The sequence below is a fragment of the Methylobacterium sp. D53M genome, from assembly GCF_053345625.1.
Genome location: NZ_JBKFAL010000005.1, coordinates 27,317 through 52,272, shown reverse-complemented (window position 1 = coordinate 52,272; position 24,956 = coordinate 27,317). Strand labels below are relative to the sequence as shown.

General features: G+C 71.6%; 21 protein-coding genes. 18 read left to right on the top strand and 3 right to left on the bottom strand.

The genetic code is table 11. The features are described from left to right. Nucleotides 1-37 precede the first annotated feature (37 nt). The 7 genes from ACLBYG_RS10985 (at nt 38) to ACLBYG_RS10955 (ending at nt 8,963) form a co-directional block, all read left to right on the top strand. Nucleotides 38-1,345, top strand: a complete 1,308-nt coding sequence (locus ACLBYG_RS10985) for an alpha-hydroxy acid oxidase (protein ID WP_447681475.1) — start codon at nt 38-40, stop codon at nt 1,343-1,345. 177 nt (nt 1,346-1,522) lie between these two features. Beyond that, on the top strand, nt 1,523-2,578 hold the full coding sequence (locus ACLBYG_RS10980; RefSeq protein ID WP_447681474.1) for a lactonase family protein: 1,056 nt from the start codon (nt 1,523-1,525) through the stop codon (nt 2,576-2,578). 161 nt (nt 2,579-2,739) lie between these two features. Beyond that, nucleotides 2,740-4,035, top strand: a complete 1,296-nt coding sequence (locus ACLBYG_RS10975) for an MFS transporter (RefSeq protein ID WP_447681473.1) — start codon at nt 2,740-2,742, stop codon at nt 4,033-4,035. 45 nt (nt 4,036-4,080) lie between these two features. Next, on the top strand, nt 4,081-4,911 hold the full coding sequence (locus ACLBYG_RS10970) for an NAD-dependent epimerase/dehydratase family protein (protein ID WP_447681472.1): 831 nt from the start codon (nt 4,081-4,083) through the stop codon (nt 4,909-4,911). A gap of 62 nt (nt 4,912-4,973) precedes the next feature. Next, nucleotides 4,974-5,675: a molybdate ABC transporter substrate-binding protein gene (locus tag ACLBYG_RS10965; protein WP_447681471.1), complete on the top strand. Its 702-nt coding sequence runs from the start codon at nt 4,974-4,976 to the stop codon at nt 5,673-5,675. A 154-nt stretch (nt 5,676-5,829) separates the two neighbouring features. Next, entirely contained in the window at nt 5,830-7,461 is a 1,632-nt protein-coding gene (locus ACLBYG_RS10960; RefSeq protein ID WP_020093008.1) for an ABC1 kinase family protein, read from the top strand. A 260-nt stretch (nt 7,462-7,721) separates the two neighbouring features. Next, the gene (locus ACLBYG_RS10955) at nt 7,722-8,963 is read left to right on the top strand and encodes a sensor histidine kinase (protein ID WP_447681470.1); all 1,242 of its coding nucleotides are present in this window, start codon (nt 7,722-7,724) and stop codon (nt 8,961-8,963) included. A 21-nt stretch (nt 8,964-8,984) separates the two neighbouring features. Here ACLBYG_RS10955 and ACLBYG_RS10950 read toward each other — a convergent pair whose 3' ends face one another. After that, a complete protein-coding gene (locus ACLBYG_RS10950; protein ID WP_091927191.1) occupies nt 8,985-9,326 on the bottom strand; it encodes an Hpt domain-containing protein in 342 nt (113 codons plus the stop codon). 467 nt (nt 9,327-9,793) lie between these two features. On the opposite strand from ACLBYG_RS10950, the gene ACLBYG_RS10945 reads away from it, so the two are divergent. The 8 genes from ACLBYG_RS10945 (at nt 9,794) to ACLBYG_RS10910 (ending at nt 18,138) form a co-directional block, all read left to right on the top strand. Continuing rightward, on the top strand, nt 9,794-11,581 hold the full coding sequence (locus tag ACLBYG_RS10945; protein WP_447681469.1) for an ABC transporter ATP-binding protein: 1,788 nt from the start codon (nt 9,794-9,796) through the stop codon (nt 11,579-11,581). Further along, nucleotides 11,578-11,901, top strand: coding sequence for a low molecular weight protein tyrosine phosphatase family protein (locus tag ACLBYG_RS10940; RefSeq protein WP_020093004.1), 324 nt, complete (start codon nt 11,578-11,580; stop codon nt 11,899-11,901). The genes ACLBYG_RS10945 and ACLBYG_RS10940 overlap by 4 nt, the downstream gene beginning before the upstream one ends. Before the next feature lie 160 nt (nt 11,902-12,061). Continuing rightward, nucleotides 12,062-12,859: a YfdX family protein gene (locus ACLBYG_RS10935; protein ID WP_447681468.1), complete on the top strand. Its 798-nt coding sequence runs from the start codon at nt 12,062-12,064 to the stop codon at nt 12,857-12,859. 72 nt (nt 12,860-12,931) lie between these two features. Further along, a complete protein-coding gene (locus ACLBYG_RS10930) occupies nt 12,932-13,285 on the top strand; it encodes a hypothetical protein (RefSeq protein WP_056533079.1) in 354 nt (117 codons plus the stop codon). A gap of 104 nt (nt 13,286-13,389) precedes the next feature. Then, entirely contained in the window at nt 13,390-13,593 is a 204-nt protein-coding gene (locus tag ACLBYG_RS10925; protein ID WP_020093001.1) for a hypothetical protein, read from the top strand. Between the two features lie 228 nt (nt 13,594-13,821). Further along, nucleotides 13,822-15,285, top strand: a complete 1,464-nt coding sequence (locus ACLBYG_RS10920) for a sensor histidine kinase (RefSeq protein ID WP_447681467.1) — start codon at nt 13,822-13,824, stop codon at nt 15,283-15,285. Beyond that, the gene (locus ACLBYG_RS10915; protein ID WP_447681466.1) at nt 15,270-16,670 is read left to right on the top strand and encodes a sigma-54-dependent transcriptional regulator; all 1,401 of its coding nucleotides are present in this window, start codon (nt 15,270-15,272) and stop codon (nt 16,668-16,670) included. Before ACLBYG_RS10920 ends, ACLBYG_RS10915 begins: the two co-directional genes overlap by 16 nt. A gap of 148 nt (nt 16,671-16,818) precedes the next feature. Continuing rightward, nucleotides 16,819-18,138, top strand: coding sequence for an MFS transporter (locus tag ACLBYG_RS10910; protein WP_447681465.1), 1,320 nt, complete (start codon nt 16,819-16,821; stop codon nt 18,136-18,138). A 28-nt stretch (nt 18,139-18,166) separates the two neighbouring features. Here the strand turns inward: ACLBYG_RS10910 and ACLBYG_RS10905 are convergent, their stop codons facing one another. Beyond that, nucleotides 18,167-18,409: a hypothetical protein gene (locus ACLBYG_RS10905; protein ID WP_091680459.1), complete on the bottom strand. Its 243-nt coding sequence runs from the start codon at nt 18,407-18,409 to the stop codon at nt 18,167-18,169. Between the two features lie 170 nt (nt 18,410-18,579). On the opposite strand from ACLBYG_RS10905, the gene ACLBYG_RS10900 reads away from it, so the two are divergent. The 3 genes from ACLBYG_RS10900 (at nt 18,580) to eda (ending at nt 22,574) form a co-directional block, all read left to right on the top strand. Then, on the top strand, nt 18,580-19,701 hold the full coding sequence (locus ACLBYG_RS10900) for an asparaginase (RefSeq protein ID WP_056533064.1): 1,122 nt from the start codon (nt 18,580-18,582) through the stop codon (nt 19,699-19,701). A gap of 397 nt (nt 19,702-20,098) precedes the next feature. Beyond that, entirely contained in the window at nt 20,099-21,925 is a 1,827-nt protein-coding gene (gene edd, locus ACLBYG_RS10895) for a phosphogluconate dehydratase (protein WP_447681464.1), read from the top strand. Nucleotides 21,926-21,947: 22 nt separating this feature from the next. Further along, nucleotides 21,948-22,574 (top strand): bifunctional 4-hydroxy-2-oxoglutarate aldolase/2-dehydro-3-deoxy-phosphogluconate aldolase, encoded by a 627-nt coding sequence (gene eda, locus ACLBYG_RS10890; RefSeq protein WP_020092994.1) that lies wholly within the window; start codon nt 21,948-21,950, stop codon nt 22,572-22,574. Nucleotides 22,575-22,729: 155 nt separating this feature from the next. Here the strand turns inward: eda and ACLBYG_RS10885 are convergent, their stop codons facing one another. Beyond that, nucleotides 22,730-24,841, bottom strand: coding sequence for an ABC transporter ATP-binding protein/permease (locus ACLBYG_RS10885; RefSeq protein ID WP_447681463.1), 2,112 nt, complete (start codon nt 24,839-24,841; stop codon nt 22,730-22,732). Between the last annotated feature and the right edge of the window lie 115 nt (nt 24,842-24,956).

The window sequence follows — 24,956 nt, the reverse complement described above, 5'->3', positions numbered from 1 at the left end:
AGGAGCCGCTCGATCGGGCGGCCCACAGGAGGATCCGATGGCGACGCTCGACCGGCCGGCCTCCGGACTGGGAGCCCCAGAGCGCGCCGCGCCGACCGTCGGCGGCGCGGACGCCGCGGCGCCGGGCATCGCGGCCCCGCAGGCCATCGTCACCAGCCTGAAGCGCAGCGACGCGGTCACGCCCTACCGGTTCCGCGACCTGCTGGCCCTCGACGATTTCGAGCGGCACGCCCGCAAGCTCCTGCCGCCGATGATCTTCCAGTACGTCTCCGGCGGGGTCGAGACGGGCTCGGCCCTGGCGCAGAGCCGCGGCGCCTACGCCGACTACGCCCTCGTGCCCCGCCTGATGCGGGACACCTCGGCGCGGGACACCGCCACCACGCTGTTCGGCCAGACCTACGCGGCGCCGTTCGGGATCGGGCCGCTGGGCGGGGCCGCCTTCATCGCCTACCGGGGCGACCTCGTGCTCGCCGAGGCGGCCCAGCTGATGAACCTGCCGATGTGCCTGAGCGCCTCCTCGCTGATCAGGCTGGAGGACGTCCACGCCCAGAACCCGCAGGCCTGGTTCCAGGGCTACCTGCCGGGCGACCAGAACCGGATCGACCGCCTCCTCGACCGGGTCGAGGCCACCGGCTACCGGACCTTCGTGGTGACCGCCGACACGCCGACCCTCGGCAACCGCGAGCACAACATCCGCAGCGGCTTCTCCATGCCGATCAAGGTCACGCCGAAGGTGGCGTGGCAGAGCGCCACCCACCCGCGCTGGCTGCTCGGAACCGTCGCCCGGACCTTCCTCAAGCACGGGGCCCCGCACTTCGAGAACACCGAGGCCGAGCGCGGACCGCCGATGATGTCCCAGGGCGCGGTGCGCAACACCATCGCCCGCGACCAGCTCTCGTGGAAGAACCTGGAGGCGATCCGCAAGCGCTGGTCCGGCAACCTGCTGGTGAAGGGCTTGCTGGCGCCGGAGGACGTCGACATCGCGCGGGAGTGCGGCGCCGACGGCGTGATCCTCTCGACCCACGGCGGCCGCCAGCTCGACTACGCCGTCGCCCCCCTCGACGTGCTGCCGGAGATCGCCGCCCGGAAGGGCGGGCTGAAGATCATCGTCGACAGCGGCATCCGCCGGGGCACCGACGTGATGAAGGCGCTGGCGCTGGGCGCCGACTTCGTCCTGCTCGGCCGGCCCTTCATGTTCGCCGCGGCGCTCGGCGGCGCTGCGGGGGTCGAGCACGCGATGCGGATCCTCAAGGAGGAACTCAACCGCGACATGGCGCTGATCGGGGTGAACCGCCTGTCCGAACTCAATCCCGACTTCCTGCGCCGCACCCCGCGGCGGGCCTGAGCCGATGGCGGGAGGATCGACCGTGATCGGCTTCCCGGACACACGCGGCGCGCCGGCGAGCGGCAGCGGGACAGCCGCCCGGGGCGCCGGGACCGCCGCGCCCGGGCGACCGGCATCCCCGCACCGTCGATCCCGCCGGCTGCCCCCGCAGCCCCGTCCTCGATCCGGATGCTCCGCATGACCGACCCCGCCCCCCGCGGCCTCGCCTTCGTGGGCTGCTTCACCACCGAGCGGCGCCGGGCGCGCGGCCGGGGCATCGACATCTATCGGACCGGTCGCGACCTCGACGACTGGACGCATCTCGGCCGGGTCGAGAACCTGACGAACCCGTCCTTCCTGGTGACCGACCCGGCGCGCGCGATCCTCTACACGGTCCAGGGCGACGGCGAGGCGGCGAGCGCCTTCGCGCTGGAGCCCGACGGCACCCTGCGCGGCCTCGGCAGCGCCGCCACCGGCGGCACCAACAGCGTGCACCAGGCCCTCGACCCCGGGGGTCGGTTCCTGATCGTGGCCAACTACGCCAGCGGATCGGTCGCCCTCATGCCGGTGCGCGCCGATGGCGGCCTGGAGCCCGCGTGCCAAGTGCTGCCGCTCCCGGGCGAGCCAGGCCCGCACCGGACCGAGCAGGCCTGCGCCCACCCGCACCACGTGGTCCTGTCATCCGACGGTCGCCACGTCATCGTTCCCGACAAGGGCCTCGACCGCGTCTTCGTCCTGAAGCTCGCGGGTGAGCGGCTCGCCATCGTCTCGGAAACCGCGATGCGTCCCGGCGCCGGCCCGCGCCACATCGCGTTCCACCCGCACGAGTCCCTCGCCTTCCTGGTCAACGAGCTCGACTCGAGCGTCGCCACCTGCCGGTGGGACGCGGACGCCGGAGCGCTGACGCCCCTGCACCTCGTCTCGACCCTGCCGCCGGACTTCTTCGGCGCGAGCACCGCCGCGGCCATCGCGGTCACGCCCGACGGGCGGTTCGTCTACGCGTCGAACCGCGGACAGGACGGGATCGCGCGGTTCCGGGCGGACCCGGCCGGGCGCCTCGAACCCGCGGGCTGGACGTCCTCCGGCGGCCGCGACCCGCGCTTCATGGTCCTGGCACCGGACGGAGGCCACCTGCTCGTCGCCAACGAGCAGGGCGACTGCCTCGTCGCCTTCGCCATCGATCCCGAGAGCGGAGACCTCACTCGGACCGGTTCGCGCCCGAGCCTCAGTCCCTGCACGATCGCGTTCCTGTAGGAGGCGCCGACGCGTTCAGGCCCGCGCCGCGCGCGGGCCCGACCATGCCCCTCGAAGGGGCAAGAGAGGCGGAACCGGCGGCGGTCGAGCCGTGACCTCTGACCGCCGGGCCGCACCAAGCAAACAAGAAAAGAAAATCATAAATATTCTGGAGGATGCCCATGTTCGCCAAGCGTTACAGGTTCCTGATCGCGTTCCTGCTGTTCATCGCCGGTATCATCAACTACATGGACCGAGCGGCGCTCGGCGTCGCCGCGCCCTTCGTCAAGCAGGACCTGAACCTGTCGCCCTCTGAGCTGGGGGTGATCTTCAGCACGTTCTTCTTCGGTTACGCGCTGTTCGCCTTCGTGGGCGGGCAGCTCGCCGACCGTTACGGGCCGCGCAGCGTCTACAGCTGGGCGGCGGCCTCCTGGTCGGTCCTGTGCATGCTCACAGGGGCGGTGACCGGCTTCGCCCAGATGTTCATCGTCCGCGCCCTGTTCGGCTTCGCCGAGGGGCCGATGAACTCCACCACGAACCGCACCATCACCACGTGGTTCCCCCGCGAGGAGACCGCCCGGACCATCGGCTTCACCTTCTCGGGCCAGACGGTAGGCAGCGCCATCGCGGCGCCGGTCGTCGGCCTGCTGGCGATCCAGTACGGCTGGCGCGTGGCGTTCGTGGCCATCGGCGCCGTCGGCCTGCTGTGGGTCGTGGCGTGGCGGATGCTCATGACCGACCGGCCGCAGGACAATCCGCGGGTCCATCCGGAGGAGATCGCCCTCGTGGAGCGCAGCCGGGCGGTCACGCACCTCGCGCCCTCCGACCATGCCCGCTCGCTGAAGGAGTACCTGTTCCTGCCGAGCACCCTGTCGCTCGGGCTCGGCATGTTCGCGGTGAACTACACCCTCTACATCTTCCTCTCGTGGCTCCCGAGCTACCTCACCGACGCGCTGCACATGCCGGTGAAGGAGATGGCGCTGGTCGCGTCGATCCCGTGGGCCTGCGGCTTCGTCGGCTATGTCGGCGGGGGCGTGGTGGCGGACTTCGTCTACACGCGCATGGGCGACAAGCTCGCCGCGCGGAAGATCACCACGATCGTGCCGCTCGCCATCGCGGGGGTGGCCCTGATCATGGTCAACGCCGCGACCAGCACCGCCATGGCGGTCGCGCTGATCGCGCTCGCCGTGCTGATGCTGACCAGCTCGGTGCAATCCTGCTGGGCCACGATCCACGAGCTGGTGCCCGAGGCCCGGGTCGGCGGCGTCAGCGGCTTCATCCACCTCCTGAGCAACATCTCGGGCATCATCGGGCCGACTGCCACGGGACTGGCCGTGCAGTATCTCGGGGGCTACGCCAGCGCCTTCGTGATCGCCGCCCTGATCGCGGCGGCCGGCGTCGTCGCGATGGCGATCTTCGTGCGGCGGCCGCGCAACCCGGCGGAAGCCGGCCCCCTCGCCGCGGCCAAGGCCGTCTGACCGAGGCTGTCCGATCAAGTCCGCCGGAATCTGGAGCAGCGTCCCATGAGCGCCGAGACCGTCCCGCCCAAACCCGTCCTCCTGACCGGAGCCTCCGGCGCCCTCGGGCGCGTCCTGACCCGCGCGCTCGGCGCGCAGGGCTGGACGCTCCGGCTCACGGACCGCGTCCCCTTCCCCGACCCGTTGCCGGAGGGGGCGCGCTTCCAGGTCGCCGACCTGGAGGACGGGCCGGCAATCCTCCGGCTGGCGGAGGGCTGCGGCACGATCCTCCATTTCGGGGGGATCTCGGTGGAGCACCCGTTCGAGACCGTGATCGGCCCGAACATCCGCGGCCTCTACCACGCCTACGAGGCGGCCCGGCGCGAGGGCGCCCGGATGATCTTCGCCTCGTCGAACCACGCGATCGGCTTCCACCCGCGGTCCGAGGTGCTGGACGACGATTGCGGCCTCGCGCCCGACGGCTATTACGGCCTGTCCAAGGCCTACGGTGAGCTGATGGGCGGCCTCTACCGCGACAAGCACGGGGTCGAGAGCGTCTTCCTGCGGATCGGCTCGTGCTTCCCGGAGCCGACCGACGCGCGGATGCTGGCCACGTGGCTGTCCTACGCCGACCTGACCCGGCTGATCACCCGCGCCACCCTGGCCCCGAACCTCGGCCCGACGGGCTCGGTGGTGATCTGGGGCGCCTCGAACAACAGCCGCATGACCTGGTGGCGGAAGGACGGCCGCACCGTCATCGGCTGGACGCCGCAGGACAGCGCCGATGCCCACGCGGCGGCGCTGGAGGGGAAGACCAGCGGCAACCCGGTGGTGGAGCGCTACCAGGGCGGCGGGTTCACGGCGATCGACTATTCCCGCGCCGCACCGCCGCGGTGACGGACCGCTTCTTCGGCGCGGCCGCCCGACCGCTCCTCCCGAGACGAGAGACTGGACACACGATGCCGAACGAGCGACCCGAGACACGCCTCAAATGCGCCCTGGTGGTGCGCGGCGCCTTCGACGCCCACGTCGTCCCGGCCTTCGAGGCCGCTGGGGGCCGGCCGGCGATCCACTGGGCGCCGACCACCGTCATCATGAAGACCCTCGCCGAGGGCGAGACCGCCGACGCGGTGCTCGTCCTGTCGGACGCCATGGATCGGCTCGTCGCCGAGGACCGCGTCGAGCCCGAGAGCCGGGTCGACGTGGTGCGCTCGCGCTACGGCATCGCCGTCAAGGCCGGCGCGCCGCATCCGGACATCGCGACCGTCGAGGCGCTGAAGCGCACCCTGGTGGAGGCGCGGTCGGTGGCCTACTCGCGGACCGGCGCCAGCGGGATCTACTTCGCCGGCCTGCTGCCGCGGCTCGGCCTCGCCGACGCGGTGAACGCCCGGGCGACGATCATCCCGCAGGGCTTCACGGCCGAGAAGCTGGTCTCCGGGGAGGCCGACATCGCCGTCCAGCAGATCAGCGAGCTGATGGTCGTGCCCGGCATCGAGGTGGTCGGCCCCCTCCCCGACCCGGTGCAGGAGATGACGACCTTCGCGGCGGCGATCCTGCGCGGCGCGGCGGACCGGGACGGCGCGGCCCGATTCCTCGCCGGGCTGACGACGCCGCAGGCGGCCGAGGCCTATCGGACCAGCGGGCTGGAGCCGGCCTACTGAGGGCGGCCGACGCCCCCGACCGCGCGCATTCCGGCCCCGCTCTGCGCCGCTTAAGTTGAAGCGGCGGGGTGGGACCGGGGTTCGCGACCGCAAAAAAGTCCTTATGCTCGTGCTGTCCGGACGCCCAATCCCGTCCGACCGGATCGCTCCATTCATGCTGAAGACAGCCTTCGTTGCCGCCCGCGACCGCCAGCGGCTGTCGGAGATCGCGACGATCCTCATCGGCTTCGGCGTCACCCGCGTCGTGGACCGGCTCGGCCTGCGCTACCTGCCGCTCCTGCCGCGCCGCCAGCCCCGGGTCGACGTCACGCGCCTGTCCGAGCCGGAGCGGCTGCGCCGGGCGATCGAGGCGCTCGGGCCGACCTTCATCAAGTTCGGGCAGGTGCTGGCGAGCCGGCCGGACCTCCTGTCGCCGGCCTGGACCGAGGAGCTGCAGAAGCTCCACAGCCAGGTCGTGCCGGTGACGTGGGAGCAGATCGGCCCGCAGCTCGAGCTCGATCTCGGCGCCTCGCCCATGGAGGTGTTCGCCGAGTTCGACACAAACCCGATCGCCTCGGCGTCGATCGCCCAGGTCTACCGGGCGCGGCTGCACTCGGGCGAGGACGTCATCGTCAAGGTGCTGCGGCCGAACCTGCGCAAGATCATCGAGGCGGATCTGCGCCTCATGGCGCACGGTGCCCGCATCGTCGAGAACGAGTGGCCCGACATGGCCCGCTACCAGCCGCGGGAGCAGATGCGCCACCTCGCGGAGGGCCTCAACGGCGAGCTCGACCTGCTCAACGAGGCGCGCAACTGCGAGCTGCTGGCCCAGATCTTCGAGGACCGCGACGACATCGTCTTCCCGAAAATCCACTGGGAGTACTGCTCCGAGCGCGTGCTGGTGCAGGACTTCATCCACGGCATCCCGCCCAACGACGAGGCGGCCCTCCGCGCGGCGGGCATCGACAAGAAGCTGCTCGCCCAGAAGGGAACCGACGCGTTCCTGCAGATGGCGCTGATCGAGGGCGTGTTCCACGCCGACCCGCATCCCGGCAACATGCTGGCCCTGCCCGGCAACAAGATCGGCTTCATCGATTTCGGCATCATCGGGCGGCTGTCGCAGCGGCGGCGCTCGCAGCTGCTCGTGCTGATCGGCGCCATGCTCAAGCAGGACGCCGACGGCCTCATGGCCGTGCTCCTCGACTGGACCGGCACCAGCAACCCGGACCTCACCCGCCTCCAGGTCTCGGCCCAGTCCTTCGTGGAGAGCCACTCGTCGATCCCGCTGAATCTCGGGCTGGTGCTGACCGACTTCATGAACATGGCCCGCGAGAACGACCTCGCGATGCCGACCGACCTCGCCATCCTGTTCAAGGGACTGGTCACCGCCGACGGCGTGATGCGCCACCTCGACCCGAATTTCGACCTGTTCGCCGCCGCCGGTCCCACGGTCCGGGCGAGCATGCAGACGCAGTTCTCGCTCTCCGCCCTCAAGCAGAAGGCCGAGGCCCTGGGCGTCGGCCTCTACGGCGCCGCCTCGGAGCTGCCGACCCTGATCCACCTGATGCTGGTGCGGCTGAAGCAGGGCCGCGTCACCGTCGAGATCGAGGTGAAGGGCCTCGACAAGGTCACCCGCGGCATCGAGCGCGCGGCCGCGCGGGTCGCCGTGGCCCTGGTGGTGGCGGCCTTCGCCACGCAGCTCGCACCCCGCCTCATCGATCTCGGCACGCCCGTCTTCGTCTCGATCGGATTGATAATTTTTATCCTCGGGATCGGCTGGCTCGTGCTGCTGATGCGAAACAAGTAACCGTCTTCGCACCCGCACAGGGCTCCAACATAAGTTTTCATCCGCAGGCGAATACCGAGCTGATTTGATAATCCTGCGCGCCATGCTAGCGTGAGACATCCAACGATTCGCTCGGCTGCGGGCGGGGAACCGGCACCAGAAGCGGTCTGAACCGCCGGTGCAGCCCTGCCATCGACATCCGTTGCCGCGCCGCGCGGTCGGGGAGCTCCGACGGCGCGCCGCGCACGGGCGCCCCGTCGGGATGACGAGGGGGGCGGGCGATGGAAATGGACATCGTACGGCCGCGGATCGACGGGGCGGAGCGCCGCGTCGAGACGCTCGAGGCGGAGAACATCCGCCTGCGCAGCCTGCTCAGCCAGGCGACCGCCCAGGCCGACTGGGAGCGGCAGCGGAGCCGGCGGCTCGGCCGAATCATCGAGACGGCGAGCCGCGTCGAGGCCGGTCGCATGGCGGCCGAGCGGGTCGAGGCGCCCCGCGGACCGTCGCCCCGCGAACCGGCCGGACTCGGGCTCGAGGCGAGGCCGCGCCCCTCCGGCCGCGCGCGCGCGATCGGCCTGCCGCAAGCCCCGAACGATTACCTGGAACTGCTGGACCGCGACGGGCGCCTGATCACCGCCAGCGAGGACGGTCCGGCCCTGTCCGCCGCCGGGGACGAGGCGGACGCCATCGGCCGGCCCTGGATCGACGCCTGGACGCGCCCCGAGGACCGGGAGGCGGTGGCCGAGGCGCTCGATCGGGCCCGGATCGGCCGCCCGAGCCGGTTCCAGGCCCAGTCGGACTCCGGCGGCGGGATCCGCTGGTGGGACGTGGCCGTCACGCCCATCGGTGCGGCGCCGGACCGGCCCGAGCGGATCCTGGCGGTGTCGCGCGACATCACCGACCAGAAGCTGTCCGAGGCGCGCCAGACGCTGCTGATGCAGGAACTCGCCCACCGGATGAAGAACACCATGGCCATGGTCCAGGCCGTCGCCACGCAGACCATGCGCAACGCGCCGTCGCTGGAGGCGGCCGGCGAGGCGCTGGCCGCGCGGCTCCTGGCGCTCGCGAAGGCGCACGACGTGCTGCTCCAGGGCTCCTTCACCCGGGCCTCCCTGAGGGGCCTGGTCGAGGGCGCCGTGTCGCTCCACGGGGACGGCGTCGCGGGCCGGTTCCGCATCGCCGGTCCCGAGCTGACGCTCGGACCGCGCCACGGCATGACCCTGGCGCTGATGCTGCACGAACTCGGAACCAACGCGGCCAAGTACGGCGCGCTGTCGGTGGCCGCCGGCTGGGTCTGCATCACGTGGAACGTGGCCGAGGCAGAGGGCGGCCAGACCCTCCGGTTCCGCTGGGAGGAGAGCGGCGGACCGCCGGTCACGCCACCGACCCGCATGGGGTTCGGCACACGGCTCATCGCCCGCAGCCTCGCCCACAGCTTCGGCGGGACCGCCCACATGAGCTACCCGCGCGAGGGCGCGGTGCTGACCTTCGAGGCGCCCCTCGACGCGGTGATGGTCGCCTGATCCCGACGCGGCCGCGCGGCCCTAGGCGCTCAGCCGGGTCTCCGCCTGCAGGTCCCGCAGGGCCGCGACGGTCCGGTCGCGCAGGGTCCTGAGGTCGACCAGCGAGCGGGTCAGATCGTCGCCCGCCATGGCCGATTCCTCGAGGCCGCGGCAGGCCCGGGACAGCTCGGCGCAGCCGAGCATGCCGGACATCGAGACCAGCGTGTGCGCCTCGCGGCCGTAATCGTCGCTCGCGCGATCCGGTCCCTCGAAGGCGGTGGTGAGGCTGACGACGAACCGGTCGAGGATGCGGACGAGCTTTTCCGTGCCGATCACGGCCGTCAATTCCTCGAGCGCGTCCCGGTTCACCAGGGAGTGCGACACCGTCGGTCTCCAAGTACGGATCCGCGACAGCGATCCGAGAGAGGCGCGCAACCGAGGCGCCGCACAACGGCCCAGTTTGCAGCGAAGTGTTTACACCGCGTTGCGTCAGCTTTTCAACGAAGCGTGACCGTTCCCCCGGCTCCGCAGGGTTGACCCGGGCGCATGGATCGGCCGTCGCGACTGGCCGAGGCTTCGCGATGGTCGTTGCGAATCAGTTCGGGCTCTCCTACCCTCGTCCTCCTGTCGCGCTCGCACCAGGGAGGGAGCTGCATGATCGCTGTGTTTGCCACCCTCCGAGCAGGACTCGTCGGCGCCCCCGCGCGGGTCGGCTAGCCGCTTCCCGCTCTCGCCCGGCCCTGCCGCCCGGCGTCTCTGAACCCGATCCTGCCTGATCTCGCCGGCGCGCATCGTTCGCGATGGGAAGCGGCGTCACCCGGAGCCGACGCTCGCCCGCGTCGGGCACTCGCATGTCTCTGTCGTCTCCCCGGAAGGCGGACACGGTCCGTCGCGTCCTGGCCTTCGTCGTCCGCAGCTGGCGCAGGCGCTGGCTCCTCGTCGCCGGTCTCACCGGCGCGATCACGCTCGCCACCCTGGCGGAGGTGCTGCTGCCGCTCTTCGCGGGCCGCTTGGTCGACGCGCTCTCCGGGAGCGACCGACGCGCGGCGCTGGACGCGGCCTGGCCGGCCTTCCTGGCGATGACCGGGCTCGGCCTCGCCACTGCGCTGCTGCGGCACGTCGCCTGGAGCCTCGTGGTGCCGCTCTCCCTGCGCACCATGAGCGACATCGTCGGCAACGGCTTCGCCCGGGTCCAGCGCTTCTCGACCGAGTGGCACGCCAACACCTTCTCGGGCTCCACCGTCCGGAAGATCTCCCGCGGCATGTGGGCGATCGACGGGCTCAACGACACGCTGCTGCTGTCGCTCCTGCCCGCGCTCGTCGTCCTCGTGGGCACGGCCCTGGTCCTCGGCCTGCACTGGCCGGCCCTCGGCGCGACGGTCGCGATCGGCGCCGGCGCCTATGTCGGCGCGACCGCCCTGCTCGCGACCCGCGTCATCGCGCCCGCGGCCGCGCTCTCGAACGCCCTCGACACCCGCCTCGGCGGCGCGCTCAGCGACGCGATCGGCAACAACGCCGTCGTCAAGGCCTTCGGCGCCGAGGCGCGGGAGGAGGCGCGACTCGGCCGCCTGCTGGCGAAGTGGCAGCGGCGGACCCGGCGCACGTGGATGATCGTCACCTGGGGCGGCACCGGCCAGCTCGGGCTTCTACTCGTCCTGCGCACCGCCATCGTCGCCATCGCCCTGTGGCTGTGGTGGCGGGAGCGGGCGAGCCCGGGCGACGTCGCCTACGTCCTGACCGCGACCTTCGTGGTGCACGGCTACCTCCGCGACATCGGCGGCCACATCAACCACCTGCAGCGGGCCATCAACGAGATGGAGGAGCTGGTCGCCCTGGAGGCCGAACCCGTCGGCGTCGCCGACCGGCCCGGCGCGGTCCCGCTCGCGGTCGCGGGCGGGGCGATCCGGTTCGAGACCGTGCGCTTCCACTACGGCGACCACACGCGGCCCCTCTACGACGGGCTGACCGTGACGATTCCGGCCGGCCAGCGCGTCGGGCTGGTGGGGCGCTCGGGCTCCGGCAAGACGACCTTCGTCAAGCTGATCCAGCGGCTCTACGACGTGTCGGGCGGGCGCGTGACGATCGACGGGCAGGACGTGGCGTCGGCGAGCCAGGCGAGCCTGCGCGCGCAGGTCGCCATCGTGCCCCAGGAGCCGGTGCTGTTCCACCGCTCCCTGGCCGAGAACATCGCCTACGCCCGGCCCGGCGCCTCGGCGCAGGAGATCGAGCGGGCGGCGCGCCTCGCCAACGCGCACGACTTCATCGCGCGGCTGCCGAAGGGCTACGCGACGCTGGTGGGCGAGCGCGGGGTCAAGCTGTCGGGCGGCGAGCGCCAGCGGGTGGCGCTCGCCCGCGCCTTCCTGGCGGACGCGCCGATCCTGATCCTCGACGAGGCGACCTCGAGCCTGGATTCCGAGTCGGAAGCTCTGGTGCAGGAGGCCATGGCGCGGCTGATGCGCGGGCGAACCGCCATCGTCATCGCCCACCGCCTGTCCACGGTGCGGGCCCTCGACCGGATCCTCGTCTTCGACCGCGGTCGCATCGTCGAGGACGGGCCTCACGCCGCCCTGCTGCGCCGCCCGAACGGGGCGTACCGCGCCCTGTTCGAGCGGCAAGCCGACCTCGCGGAGAGCGCGTGAGGATCCTGTTCGTCTGCGGCCGGGCGCGCGCCCGCAGCCCGACCGCGGAACAGATCTTCGCGCGGCTGCCCGGCATCGAGACCGCCAGCGCGGGGGTGTCACCCGACGCCGACGAGCCGGTGGACGCCGATCATCTCGCCTGGGCGGAGATCGTCGTCGTCATGGAGCGCGCGCACCGGCGCAAGCTGATGCGCCGCTTCGGGGCCGCCCTGCGCGGGACCCGCCTCGTCTGCCTCGACATCCCCGACGTGCACGACTTCATGGCGCCGGCGCTTGTGGCGCTGCTCGACGCGCGCGCCGGCCGCTTCCTGCCGCGCTGAACCCCGCCGCGCCGACACCCGCCACGCCCGGCGGCGCATTGCCGTTCTTTAATCTTCCGGTCATGCGACCAAATGGCGGCTGATCTATTATCTGAACACGGAATGAATGAGGCCAATGCAGATGAAGGCCTTATCTCCGGCACTAGAGGGAGATATTACTATGTCCTATCGCAAATCTATGGCTGCGGCTCTCGTGCTCACCACAATCCTCGGTGGAACCGCCTACGCGGCGGAGCAGGCCGCCCAGACCAACGGCACGCAGATCAGCGCGAGCCAGGCGGCGGTCGACAAGGATGTCGGCAAGCTCTCGAAGGACGGCGCACAGGGCTTCAGAGATCTCCAGCTCACCCGCCTCGCGATCTTCGAGGCCAATCCCGGCCAGGCCAAGGACATGATCGCCAAGGCGCAGGCCGCCTTCGCCAAGGCCAAGACCGACGACGCGGTCTTCACCAAGGCCGAGGCCGACCTCAAGTCGCCGGCCGACATGGCCGCCCACAAGGCGACTGCGCCGAGCGACAAGGCCGACACCAAGGCCGATACCAAGACGGCCTCCAAGGAGCAGGTGGCCTGGGTCCCGGTCGACGCGCAGCTGACCCTCGGCGACGACTTCGTGGCCACGCCCGCCAAGGCCTCCGCGGTGACCGAGGCGAACAAGAACCTCGCTCAGGGCGACCAGAAGGGGGCCCTGGAGAAGCTCAAGCTCGCCCATGTCGACGTCAACTTCACCATGGCGGTCCTGCCTCTGAACAAGACCATCACCGACGTCGATCAGGCCGCGACGCTGATCAATCAGGGCAAGTATTACGAGGCCAACGCCGCCTTGAAGTCGGCCCAGGACAACATGCGCTTCGACGTGATCGACGCGATCGCGGTGCCCCAGAAGGCGGCCGCCGCGACGGCCGACAAGGGCGCGCCGCAGGCCACCGGCACGACGGCGGGTGCCAAGACCAGCAAGTGACCGAACGCCGACGACGGCCGCGCCTGACGGATCTCGGGCGCGGCCCGGTCGGCGCACAGGAGGGAGGGTCGCGTGCGGCGATTCTGGATCTCGACCATCCTGGGACTCGAACTGCTCCTCGGCGGGACCCTGGCGGCCTCCGCCCGGACGGCGGGGGTTCCGGACTTCAACATCCGGGCGATCTGCGCGCCGGAGCACCGGGCGGGATCGACCGCCGTCGACCGGGCGAGCTACCGCGGCTGCCTGTCCGACGAGGCCGCCGCCCGGCGCACCCTGATCAAGCGCTGGGCGACGTTCGACGTGGCCGAGCGCCGGACCTGCGCGACGGAGAGCCAGATCGGCGGCACCCCGTCCTACGTGGCGATGCTGACCTGCGTGCAGCTCGGAAGCGACGCTCTGCCGATCAACCCGTCTGGCCAGCCCTGAGACGAGACTATCCGCGCAACGGATCGCACGTCCGTGATCCGCACATGAGGAACCGGCGGCATCGCCAAGACGTCCTGCAATGTCGATTGAGTGGAGGAGGCATCATGTTCAAGACTACGGCGCGCGCTGCTCTTTGCTTGGCCTGTCTCTGGTCGGTCACGCCGGCCCTGGCGGCCCCGAAGGAGATGCCCCAGGGCAAGCGTGACGAGATGTCGATGAAGGACACCAAGCACGAAGTGGTGATGCAGCGGAAGGAGAATAAGGAAGCCAACAAGAACGTCGACAGCCTCATCACGAACCGCAAGTGAGCGCGCGCGCCGACGACTGATCGATCGTACGTCCGAGAGGGGTGCCGGACGCGGCGCCCCGCTCCCGGCGGTCCCGGTCCCGACCCGGGACCGTTCGCGCGCGTCGCCCCGTCACCGTGGGACCCGCGCAGTCTTCGCGTGGTCGGGGACCGGACAATGGCTTAGGAACGGGGTCCGGGCGCGCGACGCCGCCGCAGGAGCCACCGCCATGCCGGGTCGGACACCGCCGTGACGGCCTACAGCCTGCGCGCCCGGCTGCTCGCGCTCTGGGTCCTGCTGGTCGCCTCCGCGGCCGCCACCGCCTACCTGATGCTCGGCGTCTATGACCAGTCGACGGGCGTCCAGGTGGCGCAGGCCGATCTCGCGGTCGGGCGGGCTTGCCGCGACATCATCGACCGGTACGCCGCCCTCGTGCGCGCGCGCGGCAAGGGCGTCGGGGAGGCCGACCTCGTCGGCACCGTCTCGGCCGCTCTGGCGCGCTTCCCGGGCCTCGAGGGCGGAATCTGGAGCGCCGCGCGCGGGTCGGTGGCCTACGCCTATCCGACCTACGAGGGATCCGGGCCGAAGACCGACTTTCCGGCGGCCGAGCGCGACGCCATCGCGGCGCTGAACGCCCAGGCGCTGCGGGTCGACCACGCGGCCTCGGAGCGGCGGCCGAGCCGGACCCAGGTTCTCATGCTCCAGGCCTGCCCGCTGCACGGGCCGGAGGCCGGCCTGACCGCGTGGTCGATGACGCGCGCGCACGTGAACGACGGCCCCACCTACACGCGCTTCCTCGCGGGCCTCGGCTTCCTCGCCGCCACGGTGCTCGGATCGGCCGCGTTCCTGAGCTGGTTCCTGTACGGGTTCTCGGGGCGGATCGCCCGGCTCGAGGCCGCGCTCGCCGCGCCGCGCCCGGACGGCCAGGACCTGCCCCATCTCGACCGCACCGGCGAGCGCGAGCTCGACCGGCTGGTCGACGCCCTCAACGCCGCCGGCGGGCGGCTGCGGGAGGCGCAGGCCCGGATCGTGGCGACCGAGCGCCTCGCCGCCGTCGGCCGTCTGGCGGCGAGCATCGCCCACGAGATCCGCAATCCCATCGCGGCGATGCGGCTGAAGGCCGAGAACGCCCTCGTCAGCGGTGATCCGCAGCGCGCCGCCGTCGCCCTCGAGACCGTTCTCGGCCAGATCGCACGGGTCGACACGCTGCTGCGCGACCTCCTCAACCTGACGCAGGCGCGGCCGCTCAACCGGAAGCCCACACCCGTGGCACCGCTCCTGGCCGAGTGCGCGGGCCTGCACGAGGACCTGGCGCGCGCGCGCGCGGTCTGGATTTCGGTCGAGTCCGACGGGCTGCCCGCCGCGGACCACCCGCATCTCGACCGGGCGCAGGTCGCCCGCGCCGTCGACAACCTGCTGCTGAACGCCCTGCAACACGCGCCGCCGGGCGGGCGGGTCCGCCTCGGCGCCGAGCGCGTGACGGTCGACGGCGCGCTGCGGCTGCGCCTCAGCGTCGCCGACACCGGCGCCGGGGTCGACCCGGCGATCCGCGCCAGCCTGTTCGAGCCCTTCGTCACCGGCCGGCCCGACGGGACCGGCCTGGGGCTCGCGATCGTGCGCGAGATCGCCCTGGCGCATCGGGGCGAGGCGAGGCTGGTCGAGGGCGCGCCGGAGACCACCTTTGTCCTGGATCTGCCATGGCAACCATCCTGATCGTCGACGACGACAGAGCCCTGCGCGACGGGCTCGCCGAGACGGTGACCGATCTCGGGCACACCGCGCTCCCGGTCGCCTCCGGCTCGGAGGCGCTGGCGCGGCTGGGCGAGGGTCCGGTGGCGGCGGTGCTCCTCGACCTGCGCATGCCCGGAGACCTCGACGGCATGGCCACGCTGGAGCGGATCCGGGCCATGCCGGAACCGCCGCCCGTCACGGTCCTGACAGCCTTCGCGAGTCCGGCCAACACGATCGAGGCGATGCGCCTCGGGGCGCACGACCACCTGACCAAGCCGATCGGCCGGGCCGACCTCGCCGCCGTCCTCGACGCGATGCTGCGCGACGCCCGCTCCGATCCCGTCGGCGCCGCGCCGCCGCCGGACCATCCGGTCCTGATCGGGTCGAGCGCGGGCATGCGGAAGGTCCAGAAGACCATCGGTCTCGTCGCCGACAACGCGTCCACGATTCTGGTCCAGGGCGAGACCGGCACCGGCAAGGAGGAGGTCGCCCGGGCCCTGCACGCCTTCTCGCGGCGGCGCGCGCGGCCGTTCGTTCCGGTGAACTGCGCGGCGATCCCGGCCGAGGCTCTGGAGAGCGAGCTGTTCGGCCACGTGCGGGGCGCCTTCGCGGCCGCGACCGCCGACCGCGCGGGCGCCTTCCACGAGGCCCAGGGCGGCACCCTGTTCCTGGACGAGATCGGCGACATGCCGGCGGCGATGCAGGCGAAGATCCTGCGGGTGATCCAGGACGGCGTCGTGACCCCGCTGGGGGGCCGCCCTGCCCGGGTCGATGTCCGCCTCGTGGCGGCGACGCATCGTGACCTGCCGGCGCTCGTCGCCGCGGGCGGGTTCCGCGCCGACCTGTACTACCGGCTGAACGTCGTTCCGATCACCCTGCCGCCCCTGCGCGAGCGCCTGGCCGACATCGTGCCGCTCGCCGAGCACTTCCTGGTCCCTTCGGGCAAGCGCCTGAGCGGCGGGGCCGCCTCGCGCCTGCTCGCCTACGAGTGGCCCGGCAATGTCCGCGAGCTGCGCAACGTCGTGGAGCGCGCCGCCATGCTGGTGCGCGGCGGCGTGATCGCGGCCGAGGCCATCGATCTGCCGGCCGCGCGACTCGACCGCCGCGGCGAGGACGGCGCGGCCGACTGGCTCGCCGGCGACCTGCCCGGGGCCGTGGCTCGCCTGGAGCGCACCATGATCGCGGCCGCGCTCCGCGAGGCCGACGGCAACCGCGCCCGGGCCGCCCGCCGGCTCGGCATCCAGCGGCAGCTCCTCTACGCCAAGATCGAGCGCTACGGCCTCGGCGCGGTAGGCACCGATCTGTCGGAAGAGACGACAGACACTGTCGGGAATCCCGACGCTTCGGCCGACACCGACACGGCCTGAGGCCCGTGCGGGCCGGAGAACCGTTCACATCCCGCGTGAGGCCCGCGCCGCGCGGGAACCGATGGCGCGCGCGGGCGTCGAGCCCCGCGTGCGACGGCGCGGCCCGGATCGGGCCCGCGCCGTCCGTCGGTCGGGGGATCGCGGCAGGATGAACAGCATCGAGACGGGCGCCCGCGGCGCCGGCGGCCGGACACCCTCGGCCAAGGCCCTGCGCGGCCTCGACGCGCTCAACTTCTTCCTCGCCGACGTGCGCGACGGCCTCGGCCCCTATCTCGCCATCTACCTGATCGCCGTGCGCGGCCCCGACCAGGGCTGGAACGAGGCCACGACCGGCCTCGTGATGACCATCGCGGGCATCCTCGGCCTCGTGGCGCAGACGCCCGCCGGCGCGCTGATCGACGCCACCAACCACAAGCGCGCGGTGGTGATCGGCGGCGCCATCGCGGTGACGGCCAGCTGCCTCGTCCTGCCGTTCATCACGAACTTCTACCTCGTCACCGCCACCCAATCGATCGCCCACGTCGCCGGGACGATCTTCCCGCCGGCGCTGGCCGCGATCACGCTCGGCCTCGTCGGGCCGAAGATGTTCGCCAAGCGGATCGGCCGGAACGAGGGCTTCAACCACGCGGGCAACGCGGTCTCCGCCGCCCTGGCGGGCGGGCTCGCCTACTTCTTCGGGCCGGTGGTCGTGTTCTGGCTGATGGGCATCCTGGCGGCGCTGTCGATCGGCGCCATGCTGATGGTGCCGGCCGACGCCATCGACAACGACCTCGCCCGCGGCATGACCGAGGCGGAGGAGCAGGCGAAGGAGAAGCCCTCCGGCCTCGCCACCCTGCTGCAGAACCGGGCGCTGCTGATCTTCGCGGTGCTCTGCGCGATCTTCCACCTCGCCAACGCGGCGATGCTGACCTCGGTGGGCCAGCTCCTGACGCACATCTCGGGCAAGGACCACGCGACCTCGCTGATCGCGGTCTGCATCGTGGCGGCGCAGTGCGTGATGGTGCCGGTGGCGATCTTCGTGGGCGCGAAGGCCGACGTGATCGGCCGCAAGCCGATCTTCCTCACCGCCTTCGGCATCCTGGCACTGCGCGGCGTGCTCTACACGCTGTCGGACAACCCGTTCTGGCTGGTGGGCGTCCAGCTCCTCGACGGCATCGGGGCCGGCGTCTACGGCGCGCTGTTCCCGATCGTGGTCGCCGACCTGACCCGCGGCGGCGGCCGGTTCAACGCGGCCCAGGGCGCCGTGGCGACGGCCCAGGGCATCGGCGCCTCCCTGAGCGCGACGCTGGCCGGCGTGATCATCGTGTCGGCGGGTTACTCCACCGCCTTCCTGGCGCTGGCGGCCATCGCGGCGCTCGGCTTCGTCCTCTACTTCGCGCTGATGCCCGAGACCCGCGAGGCGGTGCGCGCGGGCAGCGAGCCCGAGAGCGGCGCCGGCATGCCGCCGGCCGTGCCGGCGAGCGCCTGAGCGCCGCGATCGGATCCGGAGGCCGGGCTCAGGACGCGGCGGCCAGCTCCGGCGCGGCCTGGCTCGCCACCGATTCGCCCGGCCCGAGTTGGCCCGGCACGGTCGCCTCCGGCGGGGCCTTCCGCGAGACGTAGTAGATGTCGACGGCGCGCCAGAACGCGCCCTGCTCCTCCGTCGAGCGGCGCGCGAGGGAGGTCTCGAGGATCGACATCGCGGCCCGCGCGGGCTCGCTCCGCTCGAGTTCCTCGAGCAGGCCGGCGAGATGCAGCATGGGATCTATCTCCGAGCGGACAGCAACCCCCATCAACGCCCGAGCTTGCGTAACGATCCGTCGCGCCCTGCTCGTCGGCGCCCTGCATGATCCTTGCCTCGGGCCGGGGCGCGGCTACCATCCCCGCGTCGAGTCCGACTCGCTCTCCCGTCAACCATCGAGGATCTCCGATGTTCTCCTGCCGAAGCGGCGCGGCTCTTCCCCTGCGCGGAGCGGTCTTCGCCCTGGCCCTGGCCAGCGGATTCGGGGCGGCGCCCCTCGTCGCCCGCGAGATGCCCGAGGCCGGCACGGCCGCCGCGGCGAAGAAGCCGAACGTCGTGATCCTCGCCACCGGCGGGACGATCGCGGGCGCCGGCGCCGACGCCGCCAACAGCGCCACCTACACGGCCGCCAAGGTGCCGGTCGACAAGCTGATCGCCGCCGTGCCGCAGGTGAACACCATCGCCAACGTCCGCGGCGAGCAGGTCTTCCAGATCGCCTCCGAGAGCTTCACCGACGCCCAGCTGGTCCAGCTCGGCAAGCGCGTGTCCCAGCTCCTGAAGCAGGACGACGTCGACGGAATCGTCGTCACGCACGGGACCGACACGCTGGAGGAGACGGCGTTCTTCCTCGACCTCGTGGTGAAGAGCGACAAGCCGATCGTGGTGGTCGGCTCGATGCGGCCGGGCACGGCGATCTCGGCCGACGGCGCCCTCAACCTGCTCGACGCCGTCACGGTCGCCGCCAGCAAGGAGGCGATCGGCCAGGGCGTCACCGTGACGATGAACGACTACATCCAGTGCGGCCGCGACGTGAACAAGCGGACCAACATCGTGCCCAGCGCCTTCTACAGCCAGTGGGGACCGCTCGGCATGGTGGTCGAGGGCAAGACCTACTTCTTCCGCTCGCTGACGAAGCGGCACAACATGAGCTCCGAGTTCGACATCGACCAGATCGACAGCCTGCCGCTGGTCGGCATCGTCTACGGCTCGGGCAACATGATCCCGGGCGTCTACGACGCCGAGCTCCAGGCCGGCGCCAAGGCGATCGTCAATGCCGGCACCGGCAACGGCTCGGTGCCCGGCTACCTCGTCGACAAGCTGAAGGAGATCCGCTCCAAGGGTGCCATCGTGATCCGCTCGTCGCGGGTGCCGGACGGCTTCGTCCTGCGCAACGCCGAGCAGCCCGACGACAAGTACGACTGGGTGGTCGCCCACGACCTCAATCCCGCCAAGGCCAAGATCCTCGCCGCCGTGGCGCTCACCAAGACCAGCGACACCAAGGAGCTGCAGCGCATCTTCTGGGAGTATTGAGGCCAGGGACGTGCTGGGTCTCCGAGGTTCGACCCCGTCCTGCAGCATGCCTCGAACGAGTGCTTCGAGACGTGGCGACGTCGGGCGTCCGGGCAAAGGCGGGCGGTCACCGTCTTTGCGGGCGCGGCGAAGCAATCCAGGGTCGCGCTGCCCTGGGTCACTTCGCTCCGCTCGTGATGACGATGCGGGCGGCATCGGTCGAACGCGACAGCGACCGCGGCCTCGGACTTGGGGTTTCCTGAGCCGGCGGGCAGACCTCATGTCAGCGCCGGCGCGCGCCCCGGGTTACATCCCGCGGCGCACCCCTTAGATACCGGCCACCGACGCGGGCGCGCGGCCGATCCCGACTCGCGGCCTCGGCCGCGCGCCCGTCGGCACCGAGCCTGGAGGAACGAGCATGACCGAGCTTCATCCCGAGGTCGCGGCGGTCACCGAGCGCGTCGTGGCGCGCTCCCGCGAGACCCGGCGCGCCTATCTCGACCTGATCGCCCGCGAGCGCGAGGCGGGGGTCCGGCGCGGGAAGCTCGCCTGCGGCAACCTCGCCCACGGCTTCGCGGCCTCCGGCGAGGACAAGGCGGCGATCCGCGACGAGCGGACGGTGATGAACATCGGCATCGTCACCGCCTACAACGACATGCTCTCGGCCCATCAGCCGTACGGGCGCTACCCGGAGCAGATCAAGCTGTTCGCCCGGGAGCGCGGCGCCACCGCGCAGGTCGCGGGCGGCACGCCGGCCATGTGCGACGGCGTCACGCAGGGGCAGAGCGGCATGGAGCTGTCGCTGTTCTCCCGGGACACGATCGCGCTCTCCACCGCGGTCGCGCTGAGCCACGGCATGTTCGACGGCGCGGCGCTGCTCGGCATCTGCGACAAGATCGTGCCGGGCCTGCTGATCGGGGCGCTCCGCTTCGGCCACCTGCCGACGATCCTGATCCCGGCCGGGCCCATGCCGTCGGGCCTCGCCAACAAGGAGAAGCAGCGGATCCGCCAGCTCTACGCCGAGGGCAAGGTCGGCCGGGCGGAGCTGCTCGAATCCGAGTCCGCCTCCTACCACGCGGCCGGGACCTGCACGTTCTACGGCACGGCCAACTCCAACCAGATGATGATGGACATGATGGGCCTGCACATGCCGGGCGCGTCCTTCATCAACCCCGGCACCAAGCTGCGCCAGGCCGTGACCCGAGCGGCGATCCACCGGCTCACCGAGATCGGCGGCGCCGGCAATGACTACCGGCCGCTCGGCCTCTGCGTCGACGAGAAGGCGATCGTCAACGCCGCGGTCGGCCTGCTCGCCACGGGCGGATCCACCAACCACGCGATCCACCTGCCGGCCATCGCGCGCGCGGCCGGCATCGTCATCGACTGGGAGGACATCGACCGCCTGTCCAGCGCCGTGCCGCTGATCGCCCGCGTCTACCCGAACGGCGCCGGCGACGTGAACCACTTCCACGCCGCGGGCGGCATGAGCTTCGTGATGGCGGCCCTGCTCGACGCGGGCCTCCTGCACGACGACATCCTGACCGTGGCGGGCCAGACGCTGCGCGACCACGCCCGCGACCCGAAGCTCGACGGCGAGGAGCTGGTCTTCGAGGACGCCGTGCCGGAGAGCCTCGACGACACGATGCTGCGCCGGCCCGGCCACCCGTTCCAGCCCGACGGCGGCATGCGGCTCGTGAAGGGCAATCTCGGCCGGGCGACGTTCAAGACCAGCGCGGTGGAGGAGCATCGCCGCACCATCGAGGCCCCGGCCCGGGTCTTCTCCGACCAGGACGAGGTGCTGAAGGCGTTCAAGGCCGGTGAGCTGGAGCGCGACGTCGTGGTCGTGGTCCGGTTCCAGGGCCCGAAGGCGAACGGCATGCCGGAGCTCCACAAGCTCACGCCGCCGCTCGGCGTGCTGCAGGACCGCGGCCACAAGGTCGCCCTGGTGACGGACGGGCGCATGTCGGGCGCGTCGGGCAAGGTCCCGGCCGCCATCCACCTGAGCCCCGAGGCGCTCGGCGGCGGCCCGATCGGGCGGATCCGCGACGGCGACGTCGTCCGCCTCAGCGCGGCCGACGGCCTGCTGGAGGTGCTGGTCGACGAGGCAGAGCTTGCCTCCCGCCCCGAGGCCGAGGCGCCGGAGCCCGCGCAGGGCACCGGGCGGGAGCTGTTCGCGTTCATGCGTCACGGGGCTGACACGGCGGAGCGGGGCGCCTCCGCGATGCTCGCCGCCGCCGGCCTCTGAAACCGAGAGGGAGTTGCCGACCATGAACGATCTGACCAGCATCGACGCGCTGATGCGCTCCGTGCCCGTCATTCCGGTCCTGGTGATCGACGACGCGGCGCAGGCGCGGCCCATCGCCGAGGCCCTGGTGAAGGGCGGCCTGACCGCCCTGGAGGTCACCCTGCGGACCCCGGCCGCCCTCGACGTCATCCGGGAGATGACCCGGGTCGAGGGCGCGGTGGTGGGCGCCGGGACGGTGCTCAACCCGCGCGATCTCGAGAAGGCCCTGGCGGCGGGGGCCGAGTTCATCGTCTCGCCGGGCCTCACCGAGCCGCTGACCGACGCCGCCAAGGCCAACGGCGTGCCCTACCTGCCCGGCGTCGCGACGGCGGCCGACATCATGCGCGGCCTCGACCACGGGCTCGACCGGTTCAAGTTCTTCCCGGCGGAGGCCGCGGGCGGGATCAAGGCGCTGAAGGCGCACGCGGCGGTGTTCGGCGCGGTGCGGTTCTGCCCGACGGGCGGGATCACCGAGCTGAGCGCCCCGGACTGGCTGTCGATCCCGTCCGTGCTCTGCGTCGGCGGCAGCTGGGTGGTGAAGCCCGGCACGCCGGATCCGGCGGCGATCGAGCGGGCGGCCCGGGCCGCCGCGGGGTTGCGCAAGGCGTAAGCCTCACGACCGACGTCCTTGCGAGCGGAGCGAAGCAATCCAGGGTCGCGCCACATCTCCAGGATGTCGCGCTGCCCTGGGTCACTTCGCTGCGCTCGTGATGACGGAGAGGGCGCGGCCCTGCCACGCAGAGCGGTGGGAGCTGTTGCAGCCCCTCACTCCGCCGGCAGCGGCTGCCTCTGCACCCGCGGGACGAAGACACCGCTCTCCGGCTCGAGCGCGATGCGCCGGTCGTGGAAGGCGTCCAGCGTCGAGCGGTGACCGATCGACACGATTGTCGTGCCGGGGAGCTGCTCGCGCAGCATCCGGTAGAGGGCGGCCTCGGAGGGCTCGTCGAGGGAGGCCGTCGCCTCGTCGAGGAACAGCCATTCGGGCTTGGCCAGCAGCGCGCGGGCGATGGCCAGCCGCTGCTGCTCGCCGCCCGACAGCCGCCGCTCCCAGGTGTCGCTCTCGTCGAGATAGTCGACGAGGTGAGGGAGCTGTGCGGCCGTCAGGGCGTCCCGGATCGCCGCGTCCGAGAACTGGTCGGTGGTGTTCGGGTAGACCACGGCGCCGCGCAGGGTCCCCTGCGGGATGTAGGGCCGCTGCGGCAGCAGCAGGGCCGACTGCCCGGCGGGCACGTCGACCCGGCCCTTGCCGAACGGCCAGATCCCCGCGATCGCCCGGAACAGGGTCGACTTGCCCGAGCCGGAGGGGCCCGTGACCAGGGTCGCGCCGCCGCGCGACAGGGTCAGCGCGGCGGCGGTGACGATCGGCTTCCCGTTCGGCAGGGCGAGGACCAGATCGCGCGCGGTGACGTCGCCGGCGGTCTCGTTGCCCTGGACGAGACCGTAGCCCGCCGATTCCAGCGCCTCGGCCTTGGTCATCGCCCGGCGGAAGGAGCCGAGACGGATGGTGTTGGCCTTGTAGGCCGCGAGCGTCGTGTACGAGTCCACGAAGAACGAGAGCGAACTCTGCACCTGGCTGAAGGCTTGGGACGTCTGCTGGAGCGCGCCCAGCGTGATCTTCTTGGCGAAGAAGGACGGGGCCGCCAGCACCATCGGGAAGATGACGCTCGCCTGCCGGTAGCTGAACGTGAAGGCGATCAGCTTGATGCGGCGGAAGATGATCCCGACGTAGTTGTCGATCACGCTGTGGAACAGGCTCGAGAGCCGCGAGGCTTCCGCCCGCTCGCCGCGCAGCAGGGCGATTTGCTCGGAGTAGATGCGGTTCCGGGCCAGCGCGAAGCGGAAATTCGCCTCGACCTGCTCCTGCCGGAAGTCCAGCCCGATGAGCGGCCGGCCGATCAGGTGGGTGAGCCACGTGCCGACCACCGCGTAGGCGATCACCAGCCAGACCAGGAAGCCCGGGATCACCGTGTCGGTGAACGGCACGACGAAGTCGCGCGACAGGGTCCAGAGGATCACGATGAACGAGACGAGCTGCGCGGCCTGGCTGAGAAGCCGGATCGACAGCGTCGTGGTCTGCACGATGAAGCTGTTGACGTCGGCCTGGATGCGCTGGTCCGGGTTGTCCGCTTCCTCGTCGGTGAACGGGATCCGGTAATGCGTGCCGTTGCCGAGCCAGCGCTCGTACAGGCTGTGGGTCAGCCACGTGCGCCAGCGGATGAGCAGCGAGGAATCGACGAACAGGTCGAACATGCCGATGGCGATGTTCAGCGTGGCCAGCGGCACGAACACCCAGAGCAGCTGGTACCAGAACGCGTTCGCGTCGTACTCCTGGAGCGAGTTGTAGATGTCGCGGTAGAAGAAGTTGAACCGCAGCGTCAGCGCCACGTCGGCGAAGTTCACGAAGATCGACAGCGCCACGAGGTTGCGGCCGATCCGGCCCTCGGTGGTGCCGAACCAGCGGAACAGGCCGATCTCCTTGGTCGGCTTGTCGCGATTGGCGAAGTACGGGTCGGCGATGTTGGTGATCGCGCGGATCGGCTCGAGATGCGAGATGCCGAGCACGATGGCGGCGAAGACCACCGCGCCGGTGGCGGCGAAGGCCGGCGGGAGCAGCGCGGCGATCACCGGCGGCAGCAGCCCCATGGCGGCGATCGTCTTCGATCCGGCGAGCAACAGGTAGCCGACGCCGTAGACCGAGACGAAGACCTTCAGGTAGGCCGAGATGCCGTTCGCGGCGATCAGGATGCCCGCCATGGCGAAGCCGGCGAGGGAGACGTAGAGCGGTGGGCTCGGGATTCCGGGAAACGCCAGCAGGATCAGCGCGGCCAGGGCCGTGAGCACGGCCTGGATGCCCAGTCCGGTCCTGAGTGCTGCCACCGTCGATCCCCCATCCGTGCGCGCCCGCCCGGGGCGCCGCCGGCGGCCTTGGCCCCGGCAGATGGCCAGATAGTGGCACTCGGCCCGCGCTGTCGCGTGAAACTTTGGTCACGTT

Excerpts from the sequence above, each read along its gene's own strand:
- ACLBYG_RS10985 (WP_447681475.1), top strand. The coding sequence starts at position 38 with ATGGCGACGCTCGACCGGCCGGCCTCCGGACTGGGAGCCCCAGAGCGC.
- ACLBYG_RS10965 (WP_447681471.1), top strand. The coding sequence starts at position 4,974 with ATGCCGAACGAGCGACCCGAGACACGCCTCAAATGCGCCCTGGTGGTG.
- ACLBYG_RS10905 (WP_091680459.1), bottom strand. The coding sequence starts at position 18,409 with ATGCTGCATCTCGCCGGCCTGCTCGAGGAACTCGAGCGGAGCGAGCCC.
- edd (WP_447681464.1), top strand. The coding sequence starts at position 20,099 with ATGACCGAGCTTCATCCCGAGGTCGCGGCGGTCACCGAGCGCGTCGTG.
- ACLBYG_RS10960 (WP_020093008.1), top strand. The coding sequence starts at position 5,830 with ATGCTGAAGACAGCCTTCGTTGCCGCCCGCGACCGCCAGCGGCTGTCG.
- ACLBYG_RS10900 (WP_056533064.1), top strand. The coding sequence starts at position 18,580 with ATGTTCTCCTGCCGAAGCGGCGCGGCTCTTCCCCTGCGCGGAGCGGTC.
- ACLBYG_RS10925 (WP_020093001.1), top strand. The coding sequence starts at position 13,390 with ATGTTCAAGACTACGGCGCGCGCTGCTCTTTGCTTGGCCTGTCTCTGG.
- ACLBYG_RS10945 (WP_447681469.1), top strand. The coding sequence starts at position 9,794 with ATGTCTCTGTCGTCTCCCCGGAAGGCGGACACGGTCCGTCGCGTCCTG.
- ACLBYG_RS10955 (WP_447681470.1), top strand. The coding sequence starts at position 7,722 with ATGGAAATGGACATCGTACGGCCGCGGATCGACGGGGCGGAGCGCCGC.
- ACLBYG_RS10910 (WP_447681465.1), top strand. The coding sequence starts at position 16,819 with ATGAACAGCATCGAGACGGGCGCCCGCGGCGCCGGCGGCCGGACACCC.
- ACLBYG_RS10915 (WP_447681466.1), top strand. The coding sequence starts at position 15,270 with ATGGCAACCATCCTGATCGTCGACGACGACAGAGCCCTGCGCGACGGG.
- ACLBYG_RS10975 (WP_447681473.1), top strand. The coding sequence starts at position 2,740 with ATGTTCGCCAAGCGTTACAGGTTCCTGATCGCGTTCCTGCTGTTCATC.
- ACLBYG_RS10970 (WP_447681472.1), top strand. The coding sequence starts at position 4,081 with ATGAGCGCCGAGACCGTCCCGCCCAAACCCGTCCTCCTGACCGGAGCC.
- eda (WP_020092994.1), top strand. The coding sequence starts at position 21,948 with ATGAACGATCTGACCAGCATCGACGCGCTGATGCGCTCCGTGCCCGTC.
- ACLBYG_RS10935 (WP_447681468.1), top strand. The coding sequence starts at position 12,062 with ATGTCCTATCGCAAATCTATGGCTGCGGCTCTCGTGCTCACCACAATC.
- ACLBYG_RS10980 (WP_447681474.1), top strand. The coding sequence starts at position 1,523 with ATGACCGACCCCGCCCCCCGCGGCCTCGCCTTCGTGGGCTGCTTCACC.